This is a genomic window from Curtobacterium sp. VKM Ac-2861, from assembly GCF_013204965.1.
Lineage (GTDB): Bacteria > Actinomycetota > Actinomycetes > Actinomycetales > Microbacteriaceae > Curtobacterium.
The window spans coordinates 572,284-595,371 of sequence record NZ_JABMLA010000001.1 but is presented as its reverse complement, the minus strand read 5'-3'; the positions used below and the strand labels follow the sequence as shown (position 1 = coordinate 595,371).

At 73.1% G+C, this 23,088-nt stretch carries 22 protein-coding genes; 10 read left to right on the top strand and 12 right to left on the bottom strand.

Annotation, left to right across the window (positions count from 1 at the left end; translation table 11 throughout):
• The 6 genes from HQQ88_RS02715 to ybaK form a co-directional block, all read right to left on the bottom strand.
• The gene (locus tag HQQ88_RS02715; RefSeq protein WP_173168570.1) at positions 1-570 is read right to left on the bottom strand and encodes an HIT domain-containing protein; all 570 of its coding nucleotides are present in this window, start codon (positions 568-570) and stop codon (positions 1-3) included.
• Complete coding sequence (gene thrS, locus HQQ88_RS02710) at positions 570-2,558, bottom strand: threonine--tRNA ligase (RefSeq protein WP_173168779.1); 1,989 nt, start codon at positions 2,556-2,558, stop codon at positions 570-572. Before thrS ends, HQQ88_RS02715 begins: the two co-directional genes overlap by 1 nt.
• 103 nt (positions 2,559-2,661) lie before the next feature.
• Positions 2,662-3,204 (bottom strand): adenine phosphoribosyltransferase, encoded by a 543-nt coding sequence (locus tag HQQ88_RS02705; protein ID WP_123292807.1) that lies wholly within the window; start codon positions 3,202-3,204, stop codon positions 2,662-2,664.
• A gap of 220 nt (positions 3,205-3,424) precedes the next feature.
• Positions 3,425-3,658 carry a hypothetical protein gene (locus HQQ88_RS02700; RefSeq protein WP_123339624.1) on the bottom strand — a complete coding sequence of 78 codons (234 nt, stop codon included), beginning with the start codon at positions 3,656-3,658 and terminating at the stop codon, positions 3,425-3,427.
• A gap of 649 nt (positions 3,659-4,307) precedes the next feature.
• Complete coding sequence (locus HQQ88_RS02695; protein WP_173168569.1) at positions 4,308-6,977, bottom strand: ATP-dependent Clp protease ATP-binding subunit; 2,670 nt, start codon at positions 6,975-6,977, stop codon at positions 4,308-4,310.
• 95 nt (positions 6,978-7,072) lie between these two features.
• Positions 7,073-7,558 (bottom strand): Cys-tRNA(Pro) deacylase, encoded by a 486-nt coding sequence (ybaK, locus tag HQQ88_RS02690; RefSeq protein ID WP_123339622.1) that lies wholly within the window; start codon positions 7,556-7,558, stop codon positions 7,073-7,075.
• 66 nt (positions 7,559-7,624) lie between these two features.
• Here ybaK and HQQ88_RS02685 point away from each other — a divergent pair, with 66 nt between their 5' ends.
• Together HQQ88_RS02685 and HQQ88_RS02680 are read left to right on the top strand one after the other, a co-directional pair.
• On the top strand, positions 7,625-7,930 hold the full coding sequence (locus tag HQQ88_RS02685; protein WP_173168568.1) for a DUF6412 domain-containing protein: 306 nt from the start codon (positions 7,625-7,627) through the stop codon (positions 7,928-7,930).
• 63 nt (positions 7,931-7,993) lie between these two features.
• A complete protein-coding gene (locus HQQ88_RS02680) occupies positions 7,994-8,737 on the top strand; it encodes a membrane protein insertase YidC (RefSeq protein ID WP_173168567.1) in 744 nt (247 codons plus the stop codon).
• A 27-nt stretch (positions 8,738-8,764) separates the two neighbouring features.
• Here HQQ88_RS02680 and HQQ88_RS02675 read toward each other — a convergent pair whose 3' ends face one another.
• Positions 8,765-8,980 (bottom strand): hypothetical protein, encoded by a 216-nt coding sequence (locus HQQ88_RS02675; RefSeq protein WP_173168566.1) that lies wholly within the window; start codon positions 8,978-8,980, stop codon positions 8,765-8,767.
• 647 nt (positions 8,981-9,627) lie between these two features.
• Here HQQ88_RS02675 and HQQ88_RS02670 point away from each other — a divergent pair.
• Both HQQ88_RS02670 and HQQ88_RS02665 read left to right on the top strand, forming a co-directional pair.
• Positions 9,628-10,059, top strand: coding sequence for a hypothetical protein (locus HQQ88_RS02670; RefSeq protein WP_173168565.1), 432 nt, complete (start codon positions 9,628-9,630; stop codon positions 10,057-10,059).
• A gap of 212 nt (positions 10,060-10,271) precedes the next feature.
• Positions 10,272-11,633 (top strand): MFS transporter, encoded by a 1,362-nt coding sequence (locus tag HQQ88_RS02665; protein ID WP_111084056.1) that lies wholly within the window; start codon positions 10,272-10,274, stop codon positions 11,631-11,633.
• A 434-nt stretch (positions 11,634-12,067) separates the two neighbouring features.
• On the opposite strand, the gene HQQ88_RS02660 is transcribed toward HQQ88_RS02665, so the two are convergent.
• Both HQQ88_RS02660 and HQQ88_RS02655 read right to left on the bottom strand, forming a co-directional pair.
• Positions 12,068-14,149, bottom strand: coding sequence for a carboxypeptidase regulatory-like domain-containing protein (locus HQQ88_RS02660; protein WP_173168564.1), 2,082 nt, complete (start codon positions 14,147-14,149; stop codon positions 12,068-12,070).
• A gap of 116 nt (positions 14,150-14,265) precedes the next feature.
• The gene (locus HQQ88_RS02655; RefSeq protein ID WP_367916967.1) at positions 14,266-14,742 is read right to left on the bottom strand and encodes an NUDIX domain-containing protein; all 477 of its coding nucleotides are present in this window, start codon (positions 14,740-14,742) and stop codon (positions 14,266-14,268) included.
• 191 nt (positions 14,743-14,933) lie between these two features.
• Between HQQ88_RS02655 and HQQ88_RS02650 the strand changes: the two genes are divergently transcribed.
• Entirely contained in the window at positions 14,934-15,830 is an 897-nt protein-coding gene (locus tag HQQ88_RS02650) for a universal stress protein (protein ID WP_173168563.1), read from the top strand.
• Here HQQ88_RS02650 and HQQ88_RS02645 read toward each other — a convergent pair.
• The 3 genes from HQQ88_RS02645 to HQQ88_RS02635 all read right to left on the bottom strand — a co-directional run bounded on the left by HQQ88_RS02645 (position 15,778) and on the right by HQQ88_RS02635 (position 18,256).
• Positions 15,778-16,704 (bottom strand): SGNH/GDSL hydrolase family protein, encoded by a 927-nt coding sequence (locus tag HQQ88_RS02645; RefSeq protein ID WP_173168562.1) that lies wholly within the window; start codon positions 16,702-16,704, stop codon positions 15,778-15,780. The genes HQQ88_RS02650 and HQQ88_RS02645 overlap by 53 nt on opposite strands.
• Positions 16,705-16,856: 152 nt before the next feature.
• Positions 16,857-17,213, bottom strand: coding sequence for a PRC-barrel domain-containing protein (locus HQQ88_RS02640; RefSeq protein WP_111084060.1), 357 nt, complete (start codon positions 17,211-17,213; stop codon positions 16,857-16,859).
• Between the two features lie 50 nt (positions 17,214-17,263).
• Positions 17,264-18,256, bottom strand: a complete 993-nt coding sequence (locus HQQ88_RS02635) for a glycosyltransferase family 9 protein (protein WP_248703317.1) — start codon at positions 18,254-18,256, stop codon at positions 17,264-17,266.
• Between the two features lie 100 nt (positions 18,257-18,356).
• On the opposite strand from HQQ88_RS02635, the gene HQQ88_RS02630 reads away from it, so the two are divergent.
• The 5 genes from HQQ88_RS02630 to HQQ88_RS02610 are packed head-to-tail and all read left to right on the top strand — an operon-like array spanning position 18,357 to position 23,059.
• Positions 18,357-18,923: an HAD family hydrolase gene (locus HQQ88_RS02630; protein WP_173168560.1), complete on the top strand. Its 567-nt coding sequence runs from the start codon at positions 18,357-18,359 to the stop codon at positions 18,921-18,923.
• Complete coding sequence (locus tag HQQ88_RS02625; protein ID WP_248703318.1) at positions 18,920-19,996, top strand: glycosyltransferase family 9 protein; 1,077 nt, start codon at positions 18,920-18,922, stop codon at positions 19,994-19,996. Before HQQ88_RS02630 ends, HQQ88_RS02625 begins: the two co-directional genes overlap by 4 nt.
• A 53-nt stretch (positions 19,997-20,049) precedes the next feature.
• Positions 20,050-21,087 (top strand): glycosyltransferase, encoded by a 1,038-nt coding sequence (locus HQQ88_RS02620; RefSeq protein ID WP_173168559.1) that lies wholly within the window; start codon positions 20,050-20,052, stop codon positions 21,085-21,087.
• Positions 21,084-22,442, top strand: a complete 1,359-nt coding sequence (locus HQQ88_RS02615) for a glycosyltransferase (protein WP_173168558.1) — start codon at positions 21,084-21,086, stop codon at positions 22,440-22,442. The genes HQQ88_RS02620 and HQQ88_RS02615 overlap by 4 nt, the downstream gene beginning before the upstream one ends.
• Positions 22,439-23,059 (top strand): SIS domain-containing protein, encoded by a 621-nt coding sequence (locus HQQ88_RS02610; RefSeq protein ID WP_123339609.1) that lies wholly within the window; start codon positions 22,439-22,441, stop codon positions 23,057-23,059. Before HQQ88_RS02615 ends, HQQ88_RS02610 begins: the two co-directional genes overlap by 4 nt.
• Positions 23,060-23,088: the final 29 nt, after the last annotated feature.

The window sequence follows — 23,088 nt, the reverse complement described above, 5'->3', positions numbered from 1 at the left end:
CTAGTCCGCTGCCGGCCAGCCCTCGGCGACCAGTCGGCGGGTGTCCCCGAGCATCTGGGACATCGACTTCGTCCGCGCGATGATCGGGAAGAAGTTCGCGTCAGACTGCCACCGCGGCACGATGTGCTGGTGCAGGTGTGCGGCGATGCCGGCCCCCGCGACCTCGCCCTGGTTCATGCCGATGTTGAAGCCGTCGCAGTGCGACACGGCGCGCAGGACCCGCATCGCGGTCTGGGTCAGCTCGCCCATCTCGCGGAGCTCGTCCGGCGTAGCCTCGTCGTACAGCGGCACGTGGCGGTACGGGCAGACCAGCAGGTGTCCGTTGTTGTACGGGAACAGGTTGAGGAGCACGTAGGCGTGCTCGCCCCGGGCGACGATGAGGGCGTCCTCGTCGGACTTCCGCGGTGCCTCGCAGAACGGGCAGTCGTCCGCGTGCCCGCGGCCCGTGCCGTCGCGCCCGGCGTCGATGTACGCCATCCGGTGCGGGTTCCACAGGCGCTGGAAGGCATCCGGGACGGCCGCACCGGTGGCGGCGTCCCGGATGACCAGCGGGTCCTGCTCGTCCGTCATCAGACCTGCGCGCGCTCGCGGATCGCCGTCAGGATGCGGTCGACCGCTTCGTCCACGGGCACGGCATTGTCCTGGCGCCCGTCACGGAAGCGGAACGAGACCGCACCGGCGTCGCGGTCGTCACCGCCCGCGATGAGCTGGAACGGCACCTTCGCCTTGGTGTGCGTGCGGATCTTCTTCTGCATGCGGTCGTCCGAGTGGTCGACCTCGGCGCGGACGCCGTGCGACCGGAGCTTCGCGATGACCTCGTCGAGGTAGTCGCCGTACTCAGCTGCGACGGGGATGCCGACGACCTGCACCGGCGACAGCCAGGCCGGGAACGCACCGGCGTAGTGCTCGGTCAGCACGCCGAAGAACCGCTCGATCGAGCCGAACAGCGCGCGGTGGATCATCACCGGGCGCTGGCGGGAGCCGTCGGCCGCGGTGTAGTCGATGCCGAAACGCTCGGGCAGGTTGAAGTCGAGCTGCACGGTCGACATCTGCCAGGTGCGGCCGATGGCGTCGCGGGCCTGCACCGAGATCTTCGGGCCGTAGAACGCGGCGCCGGCCGGGTCCGGCACGAGCTCGAGACCGGACTCCTCGGCGACCTGGCGCAGGGTCTCCGTCGCCACGTCCCAGACCTCGTCGTCACCGACGTACTTCTCCGGGTCCTTCGTCGACAGCTCGAGGTAGAAGTCGTCGAGGCCGTAGTCGCGCAGGAGCGAGAGCACGAACGCGAGGGTCGTGGTCAGCTCCTCCTTCATCTTCTCCTGCGTGGTGAAGATGTGCGCGTCGTCCTGGGTCAGGCCGCGCACGCGGGTGAGGCCGTGGATGACGCCGGACTTCTCGTTGCGGTAGACCGTGCCGAACTCGAACATCCGGAGCGGCAGATCGCGGTACGAACGCGGCTGCGACCGGTACGCCAGGATGTGCATCGGGCAGTTCATCGGCTTGAGGTAGTAGTCGGCGCCCTGACGCGTGACGTTGCCGTCCTCGTCGCGTGCCTCGTCCATGTGCATGGCCGGGAACATGCCGTCCTTGTACCAGCCGAGGTGCCCGGAGGTCTCGAACAGGTCGCCCTTGGTGATGTGGGGCGTGTAGACGAACGAGTAGCCGTTCTCCTCGTGCCGACGGCGCGAGTAGTCCTCCATCTCGCGGCGGATGATGCCGCCCTTCGGGTGGAAGATCGCCAGGCCGGACCCGATCTCGTCGGGGAACGAGAACAGGTCGAGTTCGGCACCGAGCTTGCGGTGGTCGCGCTTGGCGGCTTCCTCGAGGCGCACCAGGTACGCCTTGAGCTGGTCCTTGTCAGGCCAGGCGGTGCCGTAGATGCGCTGCAGCTGCGGGTTCTTCTCGGAGCCGCGCCAGTAGGCAGCGGCGACGCGCATGAGCTTCGCGGCGTTGCCGATCCAGCGGGTGTGCGGCACGTGCGGGCCCCGGCAGAGGTCCTGCCAGACGACCTCGCCCGACTTCGGGTCGACGTTCTCGTACACGGTGAGCTCGCCGGCGCCGACCTCGACGCTCTCGCCGGAGGCGCCGTCGGTCGCCGCACCCTTGAGCCCGATGAGCTCCTGCTTGTACGGCTCCCCCGCCATCAGCTCGCGCGCCTGCTCGTCCGTGACGACCACGCGGCGGAAGCGCTGGGCCTGCTTGACGATGCGGTCCATGCCCTTCTCGATGGCCTTGAGGTCCTCGGGGGTGAAGGGCTCGGCGACGTCGAAGTCGTAGTAGAAGCCGTCGGTGACGGGCGGCCCGATGCCGAGCTTGGCCTCGGGGTTGATCTGCTGCACGGCCTGCGCGAGCACGTGCGCGGCCGAGTGGCGGAGGATGTCGAGCCCGTCCTGCTCGTGCAGGGTGACGGCCTCGGCGGTCTCGCCGGCAGCGACGTCGGCAGCGAGGTCCTTCAGGACACCGTCGACGCGGATCGCGACGACGCCGCGCTCACCGTCGAAGAGCTCGGTGCCCGTCGTGGTCGTCGTCGCGGTGCGGGGCTCGGGTGCCTGGGGCACGGCTGCGGGCTCGGCGCTCTCCGGCGCTGCGGCGACTGACTCGGTCACGATGATGGGACTCCTCGATCGAAATGGTGCGTCAAGACTAGTGCGCGCGTGGGGCTCAGGCGGGCACGGCGCCGAGCGTCGTGACGGGCAGGCGCGGCTCGAGTCGCTCACGTCCGTTCAGCCCGTCGAGCTCGAGCAGCGCGGCGAACCCGACCGCCTGGTAGCCCGCACGTTCGAGCAGCGTGATGGTGGCGGCGCCGGTCCCACCGGTGGCGAGGACATCGTCGACGACGAGGACCCTGGTGCCCGCGGGGAGCTGGCCCGGACGCAGCTCGAGCTCGGCCTCGCCGTACTCGAGTGCGTACTGCTCGCTGAGGACCTCGCCCGGCAGCTTGCCGGCCTTGCGCACGGTGAGCACGCCCACCTGGTGCTGCGCGGCGATCCCGCCGGCGAGGGCGAAGCCCCGTGCCTCGATGCCGGCGACGGCGTCGAACCCGGCACCGACCGCGAAGGGCGCGGCGAGTGCCTCGCACACGCGGCCGAACGCGACGGCGTCCGAGAACACCGGCGTCACGTCGCGGAACAGCACCCCCGGCTTCGGGAAGTCCGGGACGACGGCGGTCAGGCGTTCGACGAGTGCAGCTGCGGTTTCGGTCACCCGCCAACGGTACGGGAGGCCCGGGGTGCGTCCGACACGTCGGCGCACGGTGCGGGCTCGGTCGCGCCGTGCTGGGTCGTCGGTGCGGCGCACTGTGCGGGTTGCGTCGGCCGGTGCGCCGGCGGTGGCTCGGTGCGGGGCTAATCCCTCGCACCGAGCCACCAAGCGGGCACGGGACGGCGACGGTCGCACGGTGCGACGGTCGCGTGTCCGATCCGGCTCAGCGCCAGGCGCGCATGAGTGCGGCCTGCAGGAGCAGGTCGTTCTCGCGCTGCTGCCGCTCGCGGTCGAGTTGCAGCCGTGTTGCGTGGTCGATCACCGGACGGACCCGGCGGGTCCGCCGGCTCCAGATGATGAGCGACATGCCGATGCGCAGCGCGATGCGGTCGGTGAGGGAGACCCGGTGGCGCGCTGCGCGGGTATCGGGAGGACGGGTGGCGGTCTTCGATGACACGGTGATCCCTTTCAGGGCATGACGGAGTTGCCCGGCACACGGGCAGGAGTGGACTGCCCGGAACACGGGCAGGTCAAAATGAATGCGTGAGAATGCATTCCGCGGTCACCGGAGGAATGTCCGACGACGCGGTACTGAATGACTTCCGGTACCGAGAGCGTCGCACCGACCGCCGACATTCTCCGGCGACGATCGACGCAGTCCGATCGCGTGCGCGGAGCACACGGGTCGGGACCGATCGGCGATCGACGGAGCCGGTTCGACGCGAGCCAGAACGGCTCAGCGCGAGGTGTCAGGCGACGGACTCGTCACGAGACGAGGATCGAACGACACAGATGTCGGCAGAAGGCGGAACGCTCCGGGTCAGCGGACGCGGAGCGGGGTGCCGACGCGTCCACGGATTCCACGGAACGGAGTGGTTGCGGTGATCATCATGGTCGGCCCCCTTTCGGTCTCGAGCTGTCGGAGTCGTCCCCCGGCTGCACTGCAGCGGTTCGCGACGAGTGAACACTATCGGCCCCGCAATTCGCAGCGCAACCCCTTTCTCCGATTTCTCCGGAATTGCATTCCCGAACACCACGCTGTCGTACCCGGACGCCACGAAGGCCCGGTACCGAATCGGTACCGGGCCTTCGTGGGCGAACGGCTGCTACAGCGCCGCGGGTTCCACCACCGCTGCCGTCAGCACGTCGTCGACGACGTCGATCCGCACGGTGTCCCCGGCGGTCACGCCACCGTCGACCACGAGCGTCGCGATGCGGTCGTCGACCTCGCGCTGGATGAGCCGGCGGAGCGGACGCGCGCCGTACTCGGGCTCGTACCCGTGCTCGGCGAGCCAGTCGACCGCGGCGTCGGACACGGAGAGCACCATGTCCTGCGCGACGAGCCGCAGCGCCGTGTCCTGCAGCAGCAGTGACACGATCGACGTGATCTGCGACCGGTCGAGCTTGCGGAAGAGCACGATCTCGTCGATGCGGTTGATGAACTCCGGCCGCATGGCCTCGCGGAGCTTGCCCATCACCCGGGCGCGGAGGTCGTCCTCGCCGTACCCGTCAGTGGAACCCACGGGCGCGAAGCCGAGGGCGCCCGACCGCGAGGCCAGGAACTCCGAGCCGATGTTCGACGTCATGATCACGACCGTGTTCCGGAAGTCCACCGTGCGCCCCTGGCCGTCGGTCAGTCGACCGTCGTCCAGCACCTGCAGCAGCAGGTTGAACACGTCGGGGTGCGCCTTCTCGACCTCGTCGAGCAGGATCACCGAGTACGGGTTCCGGCGCACGCGTTCGGTGAGCTGCCCGGCCTCGTCGTAGCCGACGTACCCGGGAGGCGCCCCGACCAGCCGCGAGACGGTGTGCCGCTCGCCGAACTCGCTCATGTCGAAGCGGAGCATGGCGGACTCGTCACCGAACAGCGACGACGCCAGGGCCTTCGCCAGTTCGGTCTTGCCGACGCCGGTCGGGCCGAGGAACAGGAAGCTGCCGACCGGACGACGCTGGTCGCCCATGCCGGTGCGGCTGCGTCGGACGGCCTTCGCGATCGCCGCGACGGCGTCGTCCTGTCCGACGACGCGCCCGTGCAGTTCCTGCTCGAGCACGGCGAGCCGTGAGCGGTCGCCCTGGGTCAGGCGCGTCGCCGGGATGCCCGTGGCGCGTGACACCACACCGGCGATGTCGCGTTCCGTGATCGAGGTGCCCACGGATTCCGGACGGGTGGGCCCACGCCGCCGGTCCCGCGGCGACGCGTCAGCGGCGTCGCGGCCGTGCCGGTGGGGAGCGCGGGGAGCGTCCGCCGACGTGGCGGCGGCGATCCGGGCCTCCAGTCCGACCGTCTCGTCGCGCAGGCGCGACGCCTCTTCGTACAGTTCCTCGGCGACCGCGCGGTCCTTCTCGGCCAGCAGCTCGGCGACCTGGTCGCGGAGGGCCTCGACGTCGACGTCGCCCGAACGGGCGAGCCGGCGCCGTGCACCGGCCTGGTCGATGAGGTCGATGGCCTTGTCCGGCAGGTGCCGGTCGGTGACGTAGCGGTGCGAGAGCTCGACGGCGGCGCGCAGCGACTCCGGCGTGTAGACGACGCCGTGGTGCTCCTCGTACCGGGGTGCGAGGCCGGTCAGGATCGCGACGGCGTCCTCGACGCTCGGCTCCCCGACCGTGACCGGCTGGAAGCGACGCTCGAGTGCGGCGTCCTTCTCGATCCGGCGGTACTCGTTCAGGGTGGTCGCGCCGACCAGGTGCAGGTCGCCGCGGGCGAGCCGGGGCTTGAGGATGTTGCCGGCGTCCATCGAGCCGCCCTCACCGCCACCACCGGCGCCGACGACGGTGTGGAGCTCGTCGACGAAGACGATGAGCTCGTCGGCGTGTGCCGCGATCTCGTCCATGGCCTTCGTCAGGCGCTCCTCGAAGTCGCCGCGGTACCGGGTGCCGGCGAGCATGCCGGGCAGGTCGAGGGCGACGACGCGCTTGCCCTGCAACAGGGTGGGGACCTCGCCGTCGACGATTCGCTGGGCGAGTCCCTCGACGATGGCGGTCTTGCCGACGCCGGGCTCGCCGATCAGGACGGGGTTGTTCTTGGTGCGACGGAGCAGGATCTCGACCGCCTGCTCGATCTCCTCGGCGCGACCGATGACGGGGTCGATGCGACCGTCACGGGCCCGCGCGGTGAGGTCGGTACCGAACTGGTCGAGGGTCGGGGTGTCGCTGACGGAACCGGACTCGTCCGTTCCGGTCGTTGCACTGGTTCCGGGCATGGGGCGCCCCTCTCGTGCTGCTGCCGCCGCCTGCTGGGCGTAGTCCTGCATGGCCTGCGGGGTGACACCGGCGCTGGCGAGCAGCTGCCCGGTGACGGTCTCCTGGTCGGTCACGAGCGCGAAGAAGACGTGCTCGGGGTCGGTGTAGGTGCTGCCGAAGCCCCGTGCGGCCTGGGTGGCCTCGACGAGGATGCGCTGCGCCGTGCCGGTCAGGGCCGGGCGGCCGGTCTGCTCGGGCTGCGGCTCGCGGGCCATCGGCAGGCGCTGCTCGATCTCGGCGGCGAGGCGCTCGGGGTCGACCCCGGCGGAACGGACGACGGCGTCGAACGGCTCGGTGCGGACGAGCACGTGCAGCAGGTGCAGCGCGTCGAGCTCGTGCTGCCCCTGCGACACCGCGTACTCGGCGGTGTGCTGGAGCAGCTCGTGGGTACGGCGGCTGAGGAGCCGCGTGATGTCCACCGGTCGGCCGAACGCACGGGGGCGCTGCGGGTCACCGGTGTTCTGCGCCGCGAGGAGGCGGGCGAGGAACTCGTCGAACGAGTCACTGCTGCCGGTCGGGCCGAACGTCTCTGGCAAAGGGACCTCCTGGGAACTTGAGTGCCTTTGACTCAATGCAACGCAGGAGTGCCGGGGTCATTCCCGGCCACCGGAGAAACTTGCGGCGACCCGACTCAGGTCCGCGCGATCGCTGCCGAGATGGCGTCGGTGACCCGCGCGAGGTCGGCCGGAGCCACCTCGATGTCGAACCCGCGGCGCCCGCCGGAGACGAAGATGCTGTCGTACGCCAAGGCCGACTCGTCGAGCACGGTCCGGATCCGGGACTTCTGGCCGACCGGGCTGATCCCGCCGACGACGTACCCGGTGCGCTTCTCGGCGAGGGCCGGATCGGCCAGCGTCGCCTTCTTGCCCCCGACCGCCGCCGCGATGGCCTTGAGGTCGAGCCGGTTCGCCACCGGCACGATCGCCACCGCCAGTGCGCCGTCGACCGAGACGACCAGGGTCTTGAAGACCTGCTCCTCGCGGAGGCCGAGTGCGGCGGCGGCCTCCTCGCCGAAGTTCGTGGCGCTCTCGTGATGGTCGTACACGTGCGGCGTGTACGACACCCCGGCTCGGTCGAGCGCGACGGTCGCTGGGGTGCTCGGCGAACCTGCGGTCATGCGGCGATCCTCTCCCGCGCTGCCGTCCTGTCCGTGGCGGCACGCGGGCGTTACGCTGAACCGACCATGACCGTCGCCCTGCTGATCCTCCGCGCCGCCGCCGCGCTGCTGCTCGGGGCGCCCGCGATCGGCGACCCCGCGGCCGGCGTCCTGCCGCTGCTGGCAGTGGCCGCGCTCGGCCTGACGGCCGTCGCCGTGGCGGTCGTCGTCGCGCAGGTCATCGCCACGGTGCTGGCGGCGGTCCTCGGGCTGCGGTCGACGGGCGTCGAACACGCTGCGGTACCGGACCTGGTCACCCGCATCGCGTGGAGCCACCCCGATGCCGACGGGCACGTCCGATCGCGTGCTCCGGGAGTCGTCGCCCCGGCCTGACCACCGACCGGTGGCCGGGCCCCTCGCGACCCCTCCTGCGAACCACCACCGATCGGAACCGTCATGGACCTGTCCACCCTGCCCCTCGTCGGCCCGCTGCTGCACGGTGGCGCGGACCTCGTCGCCGCCCTGACCGCGGCGCTCTCCCCCACCATGGGCTCGTTCGCCGCGGCGATCGCCGTCGTGCTCCTGACCCTGGCCGTCCGGGCCGTGCTCGTGCCGCTGTCCGTCCTGCAGGTCCGAGCGGAGCGCGACCGACGTCGGCTCGCGCCGCAGCTCGCCGCCCTGCGGAAGCGCCACGGGAAGAACGCCGAGCAGCTGCAGCGCGCCGTCCAGCAGCTCTACACGAACGAGAAGGTCTCACCCCTGGCCGGCTGCCTACCCGTCCTCGCGCAGGCTCCGGTGCTGTCCCTCGTCTACGCCCTGTTCACGCATGCGTCGATCGGCGGCACGGTCAACGCCCTGCTCGAGGCCACCCTGGTCGGGGTCCCGCTCGGGCACTCACTCGTCGTCACGCTCACGTCGCCGCTCTGGGTGCACGCCTGGGTCGTCGTCCTGCTGCTGGCCGTGCTCGCCGTCGTCGTGGAGCTCAGCCGTCGCGCGAACCTGCGCTGGAACCCGGTGCCGACGCCCGAGCCGGGCGCGCAGGTGCCCGGTGCGGCAGCGACCGCCGCCATCGGGCGGTTCGCCCCGTTCATCACGGTCGTGTTCGCCGCGATCGCCCCGCTCGCCGCCGCGCTGTACGTCGTGACGAGTGCCGCGTGGACGGCGGGTGAGCGAGCCGTGCTGCGCCGGGTGATCCGGTAGCGCGGGCGCGTGGCGTCGGGCCCGGCGTCAGCCGCCCTGGCCCTCCTGCTGCGGCCCCTGGTCCACCGGGTCGTACTCGGTGCCGCGACCCTGCTCCTCGTCGGCGGTCGGCACGTGGCGCTCCGTGCCGGTCCCACCGGGGCTTGTCGCCACGTAGTCGGCCTCGCCGGACTGGGAGTCGTGGCTCAGCGGCTCGAGGGTCTCCGGGTCAGCGTCCTGCCGCGGTTCGGGTTCGGTGCTCATGCGTCACGCCTACTCCCCTCGTTCTGGGTGCGCGCCGCCGCCCCGGCAGTGCCACGATGAAGGGAGTCCACGCGACCGGCAGATCGGGAGTGCGCATGGCCCACGACGACGTGGCAGCGGAACGGGCACGGCTCGAGGCCGTCGCCTGGGGAGCGGCATCGCGCCCCGCCGACGCGGCGCGCGCCCGGATCGCGCTGCAGGACCTGGCGAGCGGGCGGCGGCCGGGTGGACGGCGAGCGGTCGCGGGAGTCGCCTCCGACACGGGGCCCGACGGGCGGCCGGGAGGCACGGCCCCGGCCAGCGGGCAGGTCGCGTCCCCGGAACGGTCGGCTCCACTGCCCGGCTCGTCGCCGGAACCGACGGCTCCACCGTCCGTGCCATCGCCGGGGCGGTCGGTCCCGGAGCGCGCGACGGTTGCTGCCGAGCCGGATCCGTCCGTGCAACCGGATGCCTCCCTGAGACCGGAAGCCGGATCCTGGGCGGCGACCGAAGCCCGAGAACCCGGCCGTCCCGATGACGCGGGTGACGATGTCGGGGGTGAGCCGGGCCTCCCGGTCGGACCGACGCGACGGTCCCGGTGGCGCACGCTGCTCTGGACGGAGCGGCCACGCGTCTGGATCGCGCTCGGCGCGGCAGCGGCGGTCGGGGTGGCGTTCGCCGCCGGCACCGTCGTCGGGCCCGTGCGCGGCGACGTCGCAGCGGCACCGAGCGTCACGCCGACGGCGGGCACGGTCACGCTCGAGCAGCTGCTCGACGTGCCGCAGACCTACGCCGACCAGCTGCCGGGTCCGGTGGAGGCACCTGTGAGCCTGCACTCCACGCGGCTCGTGTTCACGAACCGGGCGTTGGACGGCGGCTCGTTCGACACGCCGTGGGCCGTCTGGGCCGGGGTCGGCACGGACCGGTCGACGATCTGCCTGGTGGCGACGGCGAACCGGATCGAGTCGTCGACGGCGTGCTTCCCGCGCGAGGCGGCACTGCACGGCTCGGTGTCGATGTCGGCGCAGTCGATGAGCGGGACGTTGACGATCGCGCTCCGGGGTGGCGGCGTGCAGGGTCGGGTGACGAACGAGAACTGAGGGCGCGGATTGTTGGAGCGCTCCGAGAATCTCCGCTGACCCCCTCGCGGGCTGCGGTCCATCGTGCAACACTGGATGAGCGCACTCGCCGTGGAGTCGTACCCACATCACCCACATCCACAGCGAGCGCGCCCCGCAGACCTCCCGGTCATCGTCGTTCCCCCGAACGGCACCGTCGTGCGCTCGCCCGTGCCCCGGAGGAGGTCAGCAGCGTGTCCACCAACACCACCACCTCGGCCGTGTCGACGAACACGCGGCCGATCACCGTCACCACCCAGTCCATCGTCGGCATCGCCGTCCTCGGGTTGGCGACGTTCTTCGCCATCACCACCGAGCTCATGCCCGTCGGGCTGCTCGGCACGATGAGCGCCGACCTCGGTGTGTCCGAGGCCACCATGGGCATCGTCGTCACCGTGTACGCGGGCGCCGTGGCACTCCTGGCGCTCCCGCTCACCGCCTTCACCGCGAAGCTCCCCCGCAAGGCCGTGCTCGTGTCGACGCTCGTCGGCTACACGGTGTCGAACCTCATGATCGCGTTCGCACCGTCGTTCGCCGTCGTCTGCGCCGGCCGGGTCGTCGGCGGCATCGCGCACGCGCTGTTCTTCTCGGTCGCCTCGGCGTACGCCACCCGGATCGTGCCGCCGCGCCTGGCCGGTCGTGCCATCGCGTTCGTGTACTCCGGCAGCTCGCTCGGCTTCGTGCTCGGCGTGCCCGTCGCCACCTGGGTCGCGCAGCACATCGGCTGGCGCCCCGCCGTCTTCTCGATCGGTGTCGCCGCCGCCGTGCTCGCCGCCGTGGCACTGCTGTTCCTGCCCGCCGTCAGTGGTGCCTCGTCGCCGCACATCGGTTCCCCGAAGGCCTGGGCGCGCACCGGGCTGCTGTCGGTCGTGATCGCCGACCTGCTCCTGTTCGCCGGACACTACGTCGTCTACACCTACGTCGGGCCGTACGCGATCGACGCCGGACTCGACGCCTCGATGGTGAGCGGCGCGCTGCTCGTCCTGGGCGGCACCGGGGTGATCGGCCTCTGGCTCGCGGGCATGTTCGTCGACCGGGCGCCCCGCCAGACCCTCATTGCCGCCGTCGCCGTGATGGCCGTCGCGTTCGCCGCGATGCCGTTCGTGCACGGCTCCCTGGTCGGCACGATGGTCGTCGCCGGCGTGTGGATGGCAGCGAACGGCACGACGGGCACGCTCTTCATGGCTGCCGCGATCCGTTCCGGAGGCGTCTCCCCCGACATCGCCGGTGCGCTCATCAACGGTGCGTCGAACATCGGCATCGCGGGCGGTGCAGCCATCGGTGGGCAGGCGCTCGGGATCGTCGGGCTGCAGTACCTGCCGTTCGCCGGTGGTGCCGTGCTGCTCGGGTCGCTCGGGGTCGTCGTGCTGGCGCGTCGGGGCTTCCCGGTGCACACGGTCGGGCAGGAGCACCTGTCGACGTCGTCGATCGAGGCGATCACGTCCTCGCTCGCGGTGGTCACCACGTCGGTGCCCGTCGTCGGTCGGGCGATCCAGACCCTGACGGGCTCGGTCGCGACGGTCACGGGCTCGCACCGCACGCACCGCACGCAGTAGCGCGGCGCGCGGGGCGGGGCGGGGCGGCGTCAGGTGGCGCTTCGTCGGCCTCGCGCTGCGCCGAGGTTCCGAAATCTCGGCATCTCGGCGGTCCTGGCGGCGATCCGTGGAACCTCGGCGGTGCAGCGGCGGCATGTCGTGGACCCTCGGCGTCGAGGTCCGGGCGTGGCGTCGTCGCGACAGAGGGACGCGGCGTGTGGCGGCGTGTGGCGAGGGGCCGCGCCGACATGCCGTGCGCGCGGCGCTGAGGTTCCACGAACTGCCGTTCGCGTTGCGTTGAGGTTCCACGAACTGCCGTCGGCACCGCCGAGATGGGCAGATTTCGGAACCTCGGGGGTTGGGCGGCGGCGTTTCGTGGGGCGGCGGCGTGGCGTGCAGCAACACGACGAAGGGCGGGCCGGCATCGCGCCGGGCCCGCCCCTCGTCGTGACCGATCAGTCCTGCAGGTGGCTCCGGCGACGGTTGCGCACCGCGCGGTAGGTCAGCAGCGCCGCACCGAGCAGCACGAGCACCCCGGCCGCGATGAGCCCGGGCTTCAGGTCCGCACCGGTGTAGGCCAGCGGCCCACCGTTGCCCACGTCGCCCGAACCGGCGGCCGGCGCGTTGCCCGAGCCTCCGGCAGCCGGCACGGTCGGAACCGCGGTCGGCGAGTTGCTCGGCGTCGGCGCACTGGGCGACGGCGACGGAGCCGGGGTCACCGCGGCCTCGACCACGAAGGCGAGCGGGGTCGCTGCGCCGTCCTCGGGCGTGACGACGGTCACCGGAGTGGCGCCGTCGACGTCGACCGTGATCGTGTACTCGGTCGTCGGCTCGAGTCCGGTCAGGTCGAAGGCACCGTCGGCGTCAGTGGCCACGGTCACCGGCGGGCCGGCCTCCGGGTCGGTCGGCGTCGCGACGACGTCCACGCCGGCGACCGGGTCGCCGTTCGTGTCCGCAACGGTGCCGGGCTGGTCGGTCGTGATGACCTCGGGCGCGGCGGCCGACGTGAACGGCAGGTCCGACGTCACGCTGGTGCCGGCGACCGCGGCGATGCCGGTGTTCGCGGTGTCACCGGCGGCACCCGCGGCGGGGACCACCGTGCGGACCGTGTAGGTACCCGCAGACGTGGCGAAGGTGTAGCGACCGTCGGCGTCGGTGGTGGCCGAACCGACAACGGCTCCGGACTCGTCGAGGAGCTCGACGACCACGCCGGCGGGCACGGGCGTGCCGTCGAGCGACACGACACCGGTCACGGTGGCGATCACGGCGGGCGGCGCCACGATCGGCTCGGGCTCGGCCGGTGCTGCATCGGCGTCACCGGTCGTGATCGACACGGGCGGCTCGTCGGCGACGGAGACGTCCAGCTCGGTGCCGGCGGGCAGGTCGGAACCGGTGTAGACGCCGTCGCTGTTCGTCGTGGTGTCGACCAGCGTGTCGCCGGTGTCGGGGTCGGTGATGACGACCGGGATGTTCGACACGGGGTTGCCGTCGTCGTCGGTCACCGTCCCGATCACCGAGGTGGTGTCCGGTGGCGACGTGAACGCGAAGTCGGCGGTCTTGTCGACGCCACCTGGTGTGTCGGCGACGGCGAGCGAGACACCCGTCGCCACGGCCTCACCGTCAGCACCCGCCGGCGGAGTGATCTCGACGCGGTAGTTCGCGATCACCGGCAACTGCGGGAACACGTAGTTGCCGTCGGCGTCGGTGGTCGTCGTGTAGACGGTGCCGCGGGGTGCGGTCACGGTGACGGTGGCTCCCGGGATCGGGGTGCCGTCGAGGGTCGCGGTGCCGCTGATCGCCGCGGTGCGGTTGGCGAACCAGGTCTGGTACACCGGGAACCCGCTGCGCTGCTGGTACGTGATGGTCAGGCTCGTCAGCGACGCGGTCGGCGTGAACCAGGCCGAGGCGCCCGCGGTGTCCGACGCGGCGGCGTTGCCGGTCAGCGTGCGCGTGGCGGCGTCCCAGGTCGGCTGGTCCTGACCGGTCGTGCCGTCCGGATCCGGCGAGCAGGACCATCCGGCAGGGCTGGATGCCGAGCACGAGTTGTAGGAGCCCTGGTACCCGAGCTGCTCGGCGGTCGCGGCACCACCGCCGGCCACCGTGGCGGAGATCGTCGCCTGGTCGGCGTCGATGTCCCCGAGGACGAACGACCAGCTCTGCGCGCCGGGCGTCGCGCCGTCGAACGTGTAGGTGGTGGTCGAGGCCGAGTCCCCGTTGGGACGATCAGCCTGGGGCCGCTGGTTCATGTACGTCTGCGCACGACTCGTGCCGTAGACCCCACCGACCGGCGTCCCCGCGGACTGCCACGTCGACGCCCCGCTGATCACGGTCGACTGCCGCGAGTTCGAGGTGAACGTCGTGGCGGGGAACCCGGGCAACGTCATCGTGCCCGTGTACGCCTTCGACGCCCCGCTCAGGGTGAACGTGCCCCAGTTGCCCGCGGGCTCCGCCGAGGCGCTCGTCGCGCCGCCGATCGCGAGTCCTGCTCCGAGTGCGAGGGCGGTGAACCCTGCTGTGACCGTGCGCCAGCGCCGCATGTGTACTCCCCTGGTGGTCGCGCCGGCCCGCCCGACACCCGGTCAGGTTATCCACGCCCCCGTGACCCTGTCCGGACCGTCACCCGATCGTGACTCACCCGCAACGGGCGATGCGCTCACCCGGCCGGATCCGGCCCGTCGAGCAGCACGAGCAGCGCGTCCACCGCGGCGACCTGGCCCGCGACGAGCAGCTCCCGCGCCTCGGCGACCGGCACCCACCGGGCGTCGTCGACCTCCGGCACGTCGACGAACCGTCCTGAACCGCGTGGCAGCTCGAGCCGGACGGTGTTGCTCCGCACGACGGCGACCTCGAACGCCGGGGCCGGGGCGGCGAACACCCGGACGCGCTTGCCCGTGGCCTGCCGGAACTCGCCCAGGTCCGTGACGTCGTCGGCGGCCACGGGTGCGGGGACCCCGATCTCCTCACCGAACTCACGCATGGCCGTCTCGAGCGGGTCCTCGCCGGCTTCGACGAGTCCCTTCGGGATCGACCAGGCACGCGGCCGGTTCCGCCAGAAGGGCCCGCCCATGTGCGCGACGAAGACCTCCGGCCCGGCCGGACCGGTCCGGTGCAGCAACAGTCCGGCGCTCACCACCACTCCTGCGAGACTACGCGGCGTCGGCCAGGAGGCCCGGCCCACGTCCGCCGCCCGCGGTCACCGCTGCGCACGGCCGGTTCCACCGCCGCGCACGGCCGGATCCACGGCCCCCGACCGGAGTACCGTGTGGCGCACGGAGCGCCAGGTGACGCCCCCGAAGCCTGCGACGGAGGAGGCCGATCGGGATGGACGAGCGATGGACGACGGTGACGTTGGCCGCCGATGCGGCGATGCCCCACGACGAGGCCCTGCGGTGGATCGTGGCCCGCGCCGGTGCCGGTGTCGTGCGGCTGCGGATCATCGGCGCCGACCACGCGCTGGAGGGTCGGACGCCGGTCGCCGACCAGCTCGCCGAGGCCGCGCGGACCGCTCTGCCCGGTGTGGCGGTCGAGGTGCACCGGCACGCGGGCCCGTTCGCCGCAGCCCTGGTCGAGGAGTCGGACGGCGGCGACCTGCTCGTGATCGGGAGCTTCCGCCACCGGCGCGGATCGACGGCCGGCGGTGACCCGGCGCGGGTCGCCGAGCGTGCTGCCGTCCCGACCGTGGTCGTGCCGGAGGGTCCGCACCCGATCGACGGTGACGTGGTGCTCGCGGTGGAGGACCCGATCGACGAACGTGCGGTGTCGATCGCCGTCGACGAGGCCGTCCGGCGGAACCGACGGCTGACGCTGCTGCGCGCGTGGGAGATGCCCGTGCTCACCCGGACCGGGCTGACCGACTTCGCCGAGGACCCGCTCCGGTGGCGTACGAGCAACGCCGAGCTGCTGCAGCGGGTGACGTCCGTGCTGGCCGCACGGTACCCGTCGCTCCGCATCCGTCCGCTGCTGGTCGAGGGCCACCCGGGTCACGCCATCGCGTCGCACACCCGCCGGGCGTCGTTGGTGGTGCTCGGCCGCGGCCACGTGCGCGCGCTCTCGGGCTCGTTGCTCCACGACGTCGTGCGCGAGACCGCCGCCCCGGTCTGCGTGGTCCCGCCGGCGGCGCACCCGGACAGCCGAGCGGCCACGGCGACCGAGACCGCCGGTGGGATCAGCCGGCGAGGGCGCGGATCGCGGCGGCCATCCGCGCGGTCAGGTACGTGACGCCGCGCTCGTTCGGGTGCAGGGCGCCGGCCTTCAGGTCGATCTTCCGCAGGTCGCCGGAACCGGTGAGCGTCACCCCGGCCACGTAGCGCTTCGACGCGGCGCACGGCGAGTGGTCCTGTGTGCTCGCGAAGACGTCGACGAACCGCACCCCGGCGGCGGCGGCAGCGGACCGGGAGACCTCGTTGAGCTCGTCCTGGACACCGTGCAGGTACTCGACGTCGGTGTCCGTGAACGGGTAGGTGTCCGACGGGAACGAGCCCGCCAGGGTGCCGAGGTCGAGTGCAGACCGGAAGCAGCCCTTCGCGGGGGTGTCCTCGGCGTCCGGGAAGATCGCCGGGTACCCGAGGAACACGACGACGGCGTTCGGGGCGGCCCGCTGCACCGCGCCGAGGGTGTCGGCGATGCCGAGGGCCACGCGCGACTGGATCTTCACGGCGAGCTGGTCGACGCCGTCCTGCACCAGGGTGCTCTCGCACGACGGGGCGTCGCGGCCCGAGAACACCGGGCCGCTCGCGGAGATCGCCAGGCACGAGGCCGCCGTGCCGAACAGGTCCGCGTCGTTGCCGCCGATCGTCAGGGTCACCAGTCGGGTGCGGTCGGACAACGACTCGATCTGGGGTGGGACGCCCTTGAACTGGTGGCCCATGGTGACGTCGGCGCTCGTGGCGCCGGCGCACGTGACGTCGGTCAGGGCGAGCCCGAACTGCGCCGCGAGCCGGTGCGGGTAGTCGCGCGCCGACTGCACGCAGGCGTTCGTCGGCAGCCCGGTGCGGTCCCCCAGGCCGTACCCGGCCGAGTAGGAGTCGCCGAGCGCCACGTACTCACTGCCCGGCGGGACCGCGTCGAGCGTCTCGGTGGGGTCGGCGGTCACGGGGTACGGCTCGGGCACCGGCCACATCGGCGCCGCGGAGGCCGGCGGCGCGCCGACGGACCCGCCGAGGCCCGCCGCCACGAGACAGACGGCGCCGACCACCGCCAGGGCAGCGCGCAGTGGCCGGCGGGCGATCCGGAGCAGTTCCGGCCTCAGCGGCGTCCGAGGCGACGCTCGCCGCCGCTGCCCGTGCGGTACTCGAGGCCGTAGTGCTGGAACAGCTCGGGCTCGGTCGCGGCGTCGAGCTCACCGTCGGTCGCGATGGAGGGTGCGTCCTTCACGAGCTTCTTCGGGAAGGTCACGCGCAGGTGCTTCGGTGCGACGGTCGCCCCGACGAGGGGGACGAACACGAGCTTCTGGAAGCCGACCATCCCGGTCGTGAGCGCACCGAACGCCGGCTCGGACGTGGCGGTGTCGTAGTAGATGCTCTCGAGCGTCCCGACCTTGTCCTCGGCCTCGTCGACGACCGGCAGGCCGATCCAGTCACGGATGTTGGCGGCTTCGAACACGAAGGACTCCTTCCGAGTGCCCGGTGGGTCCGGGTGGCTCTCGGTCGACGCTACCGGTCGGCCGCCTGTGGGGTCACCCCGAGCACGTCGAGCCGGTCCACCGCGGCGAGCACGTCGGCCGCGCCGACCGCCAGGATCGCCGGGTCGGGGTCCTCGGCGAAGACGTCGCCGCGCCGGACCGAGGCATCGGTGAGCACGATGTGCGGACCCGACGCGGGCGGTCCCCAGGCCTCCGGCGGCGCCGGGCCGAAGAGCACCACCGACGGCACGCCGTACGCGGTCGCGAGGTGCGCCGCACCGGTGTCGACGGTGACCACGAGCCGCGCCGCGGCGATGACGCCCGCGAATTCCTGCAGCTCCAGGGAGCCGGCCAGGACCGCCCCCGGCGCCAGGCCGGCCGCGTCCGCGACGGCACGTGCACGGACGACGTCGTCCGCGCCTCCCGTCAGGACCACGTCGGCACCGCGCTCCCGCAGTCCGCGCACCACGTCGGCGAAGCGGTCCGTGGGCCAGTGCCGCGCCCCGTGGAAGGCACCGACGTGGACGACCGCGGCGTCGGCGACCACGGGCGGTGCCGAGGGGCGGTCGACGGGCACGTCGTCGGCGTCGGCGGGGACGCCGTGCCAGGTGAGCAGGTCCGCCCAGCGGTCGCGTTCGTGCACGTCGGACGGCCACTCCGGACCGTCGTACCCGTGGGTCGGGTCGGCGTGCCCGATGACCCGTCGGGGCTGCAGGGCGGCGATCAGGTCGGACGACTCGGGGCCGGCGCCGTGCAGGTTCACCGCGACGTCGACCGTGCCGGCGGGGGCGTTGATCGGGTGGTCGAGGCCGTGCTGCGCCAGGTGGACGTCCACGGCGGGGACGAGTTCGACGACGGGCGCCAGCCACGCCGTCGTCGCGAGGGTGATGCGGTGGTCGGGGAAGGCCCGTCGCAGAGCGCGGAGCGCGGGGACGGCGACCAGGAGGTCGCCGAGCTTGATGGCGCGGAGGACGACGAGCTCCGGGCGTCCGTCGGCGGCGGGCAGGGTCTCGAGTGCGGTCACGGGCGCGACGGTAGGCGGTGTCCGCTGGTGGCGTCGGCAGCGGGCGCGTTCCCCGGCTGTCCTGAGCCGGCACGCGGCCGCCGACCGGTACTCCGGTGCCATGCCCCTCGCTCCGGACCGCGCGATCCGCGGCCTGCTCTTCGACCGCGACGACACCCTCGTCGTGGACGTCCCGTACAACGCCGACCCGCGCCTGGTGGTGCCCGTCCCCGGTGCCCGTCGCGCCGTGGAGCGGGCTCGTGCAGCCGGGCTGCTGCTCGGCGTGGTCACGAACCAGTCCGTGGTCGCGAAGGGCCTCGCGACGCGCGAGCAGGTCGACGCGACGAACGCCCGCGTGGACGCGCTCGTCGGGCCGTTCGACGTCTGGTGCGTCTGCCCACACGACGCCGGCGACGACTGCGCCTGCCGGAAGCCGCGGCCGGGCATGGTCCTCGACGCCGCCGAGCGACTCGGGGTCCCGCCGGACGCGCTCGTGGTGGTCGGCGACATCGGCGCCGACGTGCAGGCGGCGCGGGCCGCAGGAGCGCAGGGCGTGCTCGTGCCGACCCCGCGCACGCGACCCGAGGAGGTCGACGACGCCGAGACCGTCGCGGCGACCCTCGCCGAGGCCGTCGACCTGGTGATCGCCGCGGCCGGTCCGTCGACCGTCGGGACGGACCGCACGTGAGCCGTCCCCGCGTCCTCGTGGCGCGCCTCGACTCGTTCGGTGACGTCCTGGTCGCCGGCCCCGCCGTGCGCGCCGTCGCCGCCGGTGCCTCGCACATCACGATGCTGTGCGGACCGCAGGGCACCCCGGCCGCCGACCTGCTGCCCGGTGTGGACCGCGTCCGGGTGTGGGCAGCGCCCTGGGTCACCGAGACGGCGCGGCCGATCGACGACGCCGTGCTCGCCGAGTTCCGCGCGCTCGTCGCCGAGGAGCGACCCGACGAAGCGGTCGTCCTCACCTCGTTCCACCAGTCGCCGCTGCCCCTGGCGCTGCTCCTCCGCCTCGCCGGTGTCCCCCGCGTCTCCGGGGCCTCGGTCGACCACCCGGGGTCGCTCCTCGACGTCCGCCTGCGACCCGGCGAGGACCTGCCCGAGGACCTCCCCGAACCCGAGCGCGCGCTGCGGATCGCCGACGCGGCCGGGTTCCGGCTGCCGCCGGAGGACGATGGGAGGCTCGTGGTGCGTCACGACGCCGTCGCACCCCGGTCCGTGGCCGGGCTGGGACGGTACGTGGTCGTGCACCCCGGCGCCAGCGTCCCCGCCCGGTCGTGGCCGGCGTCGCACCACCGGGAGCTCGTCGCCGCGTACGCCGAGCGTGGCGTGCCCGTCGTCGTCACCGGCTCCCCCGGTGAACGCGACCTGACCGCGGCCGTCGCCGGCGCCACCGGCATCGACCTCGGCGGTCGGACCACGCCCGCCGAGCTCGCCGCGGTCCTGGCCGGTGCCGAGGTCGTCGTCGTCGGCAACACCGGGCCGGCGCACCTCGCCGCGGCGGTCGGCGCACCGATCGTCAGCCTCTTCTCGCCCGTCGTCCCCGCCGTCCGGTGGGCGCCGTACGCACCGCTGGTCGAACTGCTCGGGGACCAGGCGGCTCCCTGCCGGCTCAGCCGTGCCCGCGAGTGCCCCGTCCCCGGCCACCCGTGCCTGTCCACGGTGCGCATCGAGGACGTGCTCGCGGCCCACGAACGGCTGCTCGACCGCGCTTCGCGGATGGAACCGAGAAGTCTGCGGAGCGCGCCAGAAGGTGCTGCGTAGCGTCCGCCACTGCTCCCCCTTCTCCTCGTGCCCGACCGACCGAAAGGCCCCGCATGCGCATCCTCGTCTGGCACGTGCACGGCGGCTGGATGGACGCCTTCGTCCGCGGCCCGCACGAGTACCTGATCCCGACCACGCCGGCGCGCGACGCCTGGGGCCTCGGTCGTGGCGGGCGCGCCTGGCCGGCGTCGGCGATCGAGATCGACCCCGCCGACGTCGCCGACGCCGAGGTCGACGTGGTCGTCCTGCAACGCACCGAGGAACTCGACGCGGCGAAGCGCCTGCTGGCCGGTCGCGACGTGCCGATCGTCTTCGTCGAGCACAACGCGCCCCGCGTCGACGTGCCGAACAGCCTGCACCCGTTCCGCGACCGCGACGACCTGACCATCGCGCACGTCACGCACTGGAACGCGCTGATGTGGGACTGCGGCACCACGCGCACCACGGTCGTCGAACACGGCGTCGTCGACCCCGGCCCGCGCTACACCGGCTCGCTCGACCGCCTCGGCGTCGTCATCAACGAGCCCGTCCGCCGGGACCGCGTCGTCGGCACCGACCTGCTCCCCCGCTTCGCGGCCGTGGCACCCGTCGACGTCTGGGGCATGGGCACCGAACGGCTGCCGGAGCTCGGCTTCGGCGACGCCGTGGTCGCCCGCGGTGACGTGCCCTCCGACCCGATGCACACGGCCCTCGCCGAACGCCGCGCGTACGTCCACCCGAACCGGTGGACCTCGCTCGGCCTGTCGCTCCTCGAGGCGATGCACCTGGCGATGCCGGTCCTGGTGCTCGCGACGACGGACGCGGCCCGCACGGTGCCGGGCGAGGCCGGCGCGATCGCGACGGACGTCGAGGAGCTGGTGCGGGCCTCCCGGATCCTCATCGAGGACCCCGACGAGGCGCGCCGACGGGGGGCCGTGGCGCGGGAGGCCGTACTCGCACGGCACGCGCTCGGCCGTTTCACCGCCGACTGGGACGACCTGCTCGACGACGCCGTGACCCGCGGTGCCCGGCGCGACCGGGCGGTCTCGGCCCCGACTTCGGCCACGGCCTCGGCCCCGACTTCGGCCACGTTCGAGGGGAGCCTCCGATGAAGATCGCGATGGTGTCGGAGCACGCGAGCCCGCTCGCCGTGCTCGGCGGTGTCGACGCCGGTGGACAGAACGTCCACGTGGCCGAACTGTCCGGGGCGCTCGCGGACCGCGGGCACCAGGTGACCGTCTACACCCGGCGTGACGACGCATCCGCGCCGGTCCGGGCGCCGCTGCGTCCGGGGGTCGACGTCGTGCACGTCGACGCCGGTCCGGCGCGGCACGTGCCGAAGGACGAGCTGTTCCCCTTCATGGGGACGTTCGCGTCGGTGCTCGCCGCGGAGTGGTTCGTGGACCGGCCCGACGTCGTGCACGCGCACTTCTGGATGTCTGGGCACGCGGCACTCGACGCCGTCGCGCAGGTGCAGGCCCGGACCGGCGGCACCCGCATCGCCGTCGCGCAGACCTTCCACGCGCTCGGCGTCGTGAAGCGTCGGCACCAGGGCTCGGCCGACACGAGTCCCGCGGAGCGCGAGTGGCTCGAACCGGCCGTCGGACGGAGCGCCGACCAGGTCGTCGCGACGTGCTCCGACGAGGCCTTCGAGCTGAAGGCCCTCGGCGTCCCCCTGCAGCGCATCTCCGTCGTGCCGTGCGGTGTCGACGTCGCGCTGTTCCGCCCCGACGGGCCCGTCGAGGAGCGCGGCCGTCCGCAGCGGGTGCTCACCGTGTCGCGGCTGGTCCGGCGCAAGGGCGTCGGCACGACCATCGCCGCACTCGCCGCCCTGGTCGCCGAGGGGCGCGACGTCGAACTCGTGGTCGTCGGCGGTGCCGGTGTCGCCGGGGCCGACCTGGTGGACGACCCCGAGTACCAGCGGCTCGACGCCCTCGCCCGGTCGCTCGGGGTCCGTGACCACGTGACCTTCCGCGGACAGCTGGCGCAGCACGAGATGCCCGCCGTGTACCGGAGCGCCGACGTCGTGGTCTGCGCACCCTGGTACGAGCCGTTCGGCATCGTCCCGCTCGAGGCGATGGCCTGCGGTCGACCCGTCGTCGCGTCGAGTGTCGGTGGGCTCATCGACACCGTCGTCGAGGACGGCACGGGCCTGCACGTCCCGCCGCGCGACGAGGCCGAGGTCGCCGCTGCCGTCGGCGCCCTGCTCGACGACCCGGACCGCCGCGGATCCCTCGGCCGGGCCGGCCGTGCACGCGCGGAGTCGCGGTACACGTGGAAGAAGGTGGCCGCCGACAGCGAGCGCGTGTACGAGCGGCTGCTGGCCGGTGCCGTCGCCGTGGCCGCACCGACCACCACGGCGGGCGCACCGCAGCGCACCACCACGGCGGGCGCACCGCAGCGCACCGCCACCCACGCCGGACGGGTCCCGCGTGCCGCACAGCCGACCGAGAGGACCGCCCGATGACCATCGACCAGCAGCCCGGCATCGACGAGCACACCACCGCGAGTGCGCGCATCGTGCTCGACCACGTCGCCGCCTCGGTCCCCGTGATCGCCTCGCTCGTCGACCACCACGACCACATCGCCGCCTGGGCCGACGACATCGCGGCCCGACTCGTCGCAGGTCGCCGCCTGCTCGCTGCGGGCAACGGCGGGTCGGCCGCCGAGGCGCAGCACCTGACCTCGGAGCTCACCGGACGGTTCGACGGCGACCGCCCCGCCTACTCCGCGATCTCGCTGCACGCGGAGACCTCGGCGGTCACGGCGATCGGCAACGACTACGGCTTCGACCAGGTCTTCGCGCGACAGGTGTCGGCGCACGCCCGGGCGGGTGACGTCGTCGTGCTGCTGTCGACCAGCGGCAGGAGCCCGAACCTGCTCCGCGCCGCCGAGGCCGCCCGCGCCGTCGGTGCCCGGACGATCGCGATGACCGGGCCCCGGCCGAACCCCCTCGCCGAGGCCGTGGACGACGCGATCTGCATCGCGGGGCCGTCCGCCAACGTGCAGGAGGCGCAGCTCGTGCTCGTGCACGCCCTGTGCCGGGCGATGGAGCCCGCACTGCGCCGCGGGGTCCGGCGATGACGCCCCAGCAGCCGGCCGCGCAGCGACCG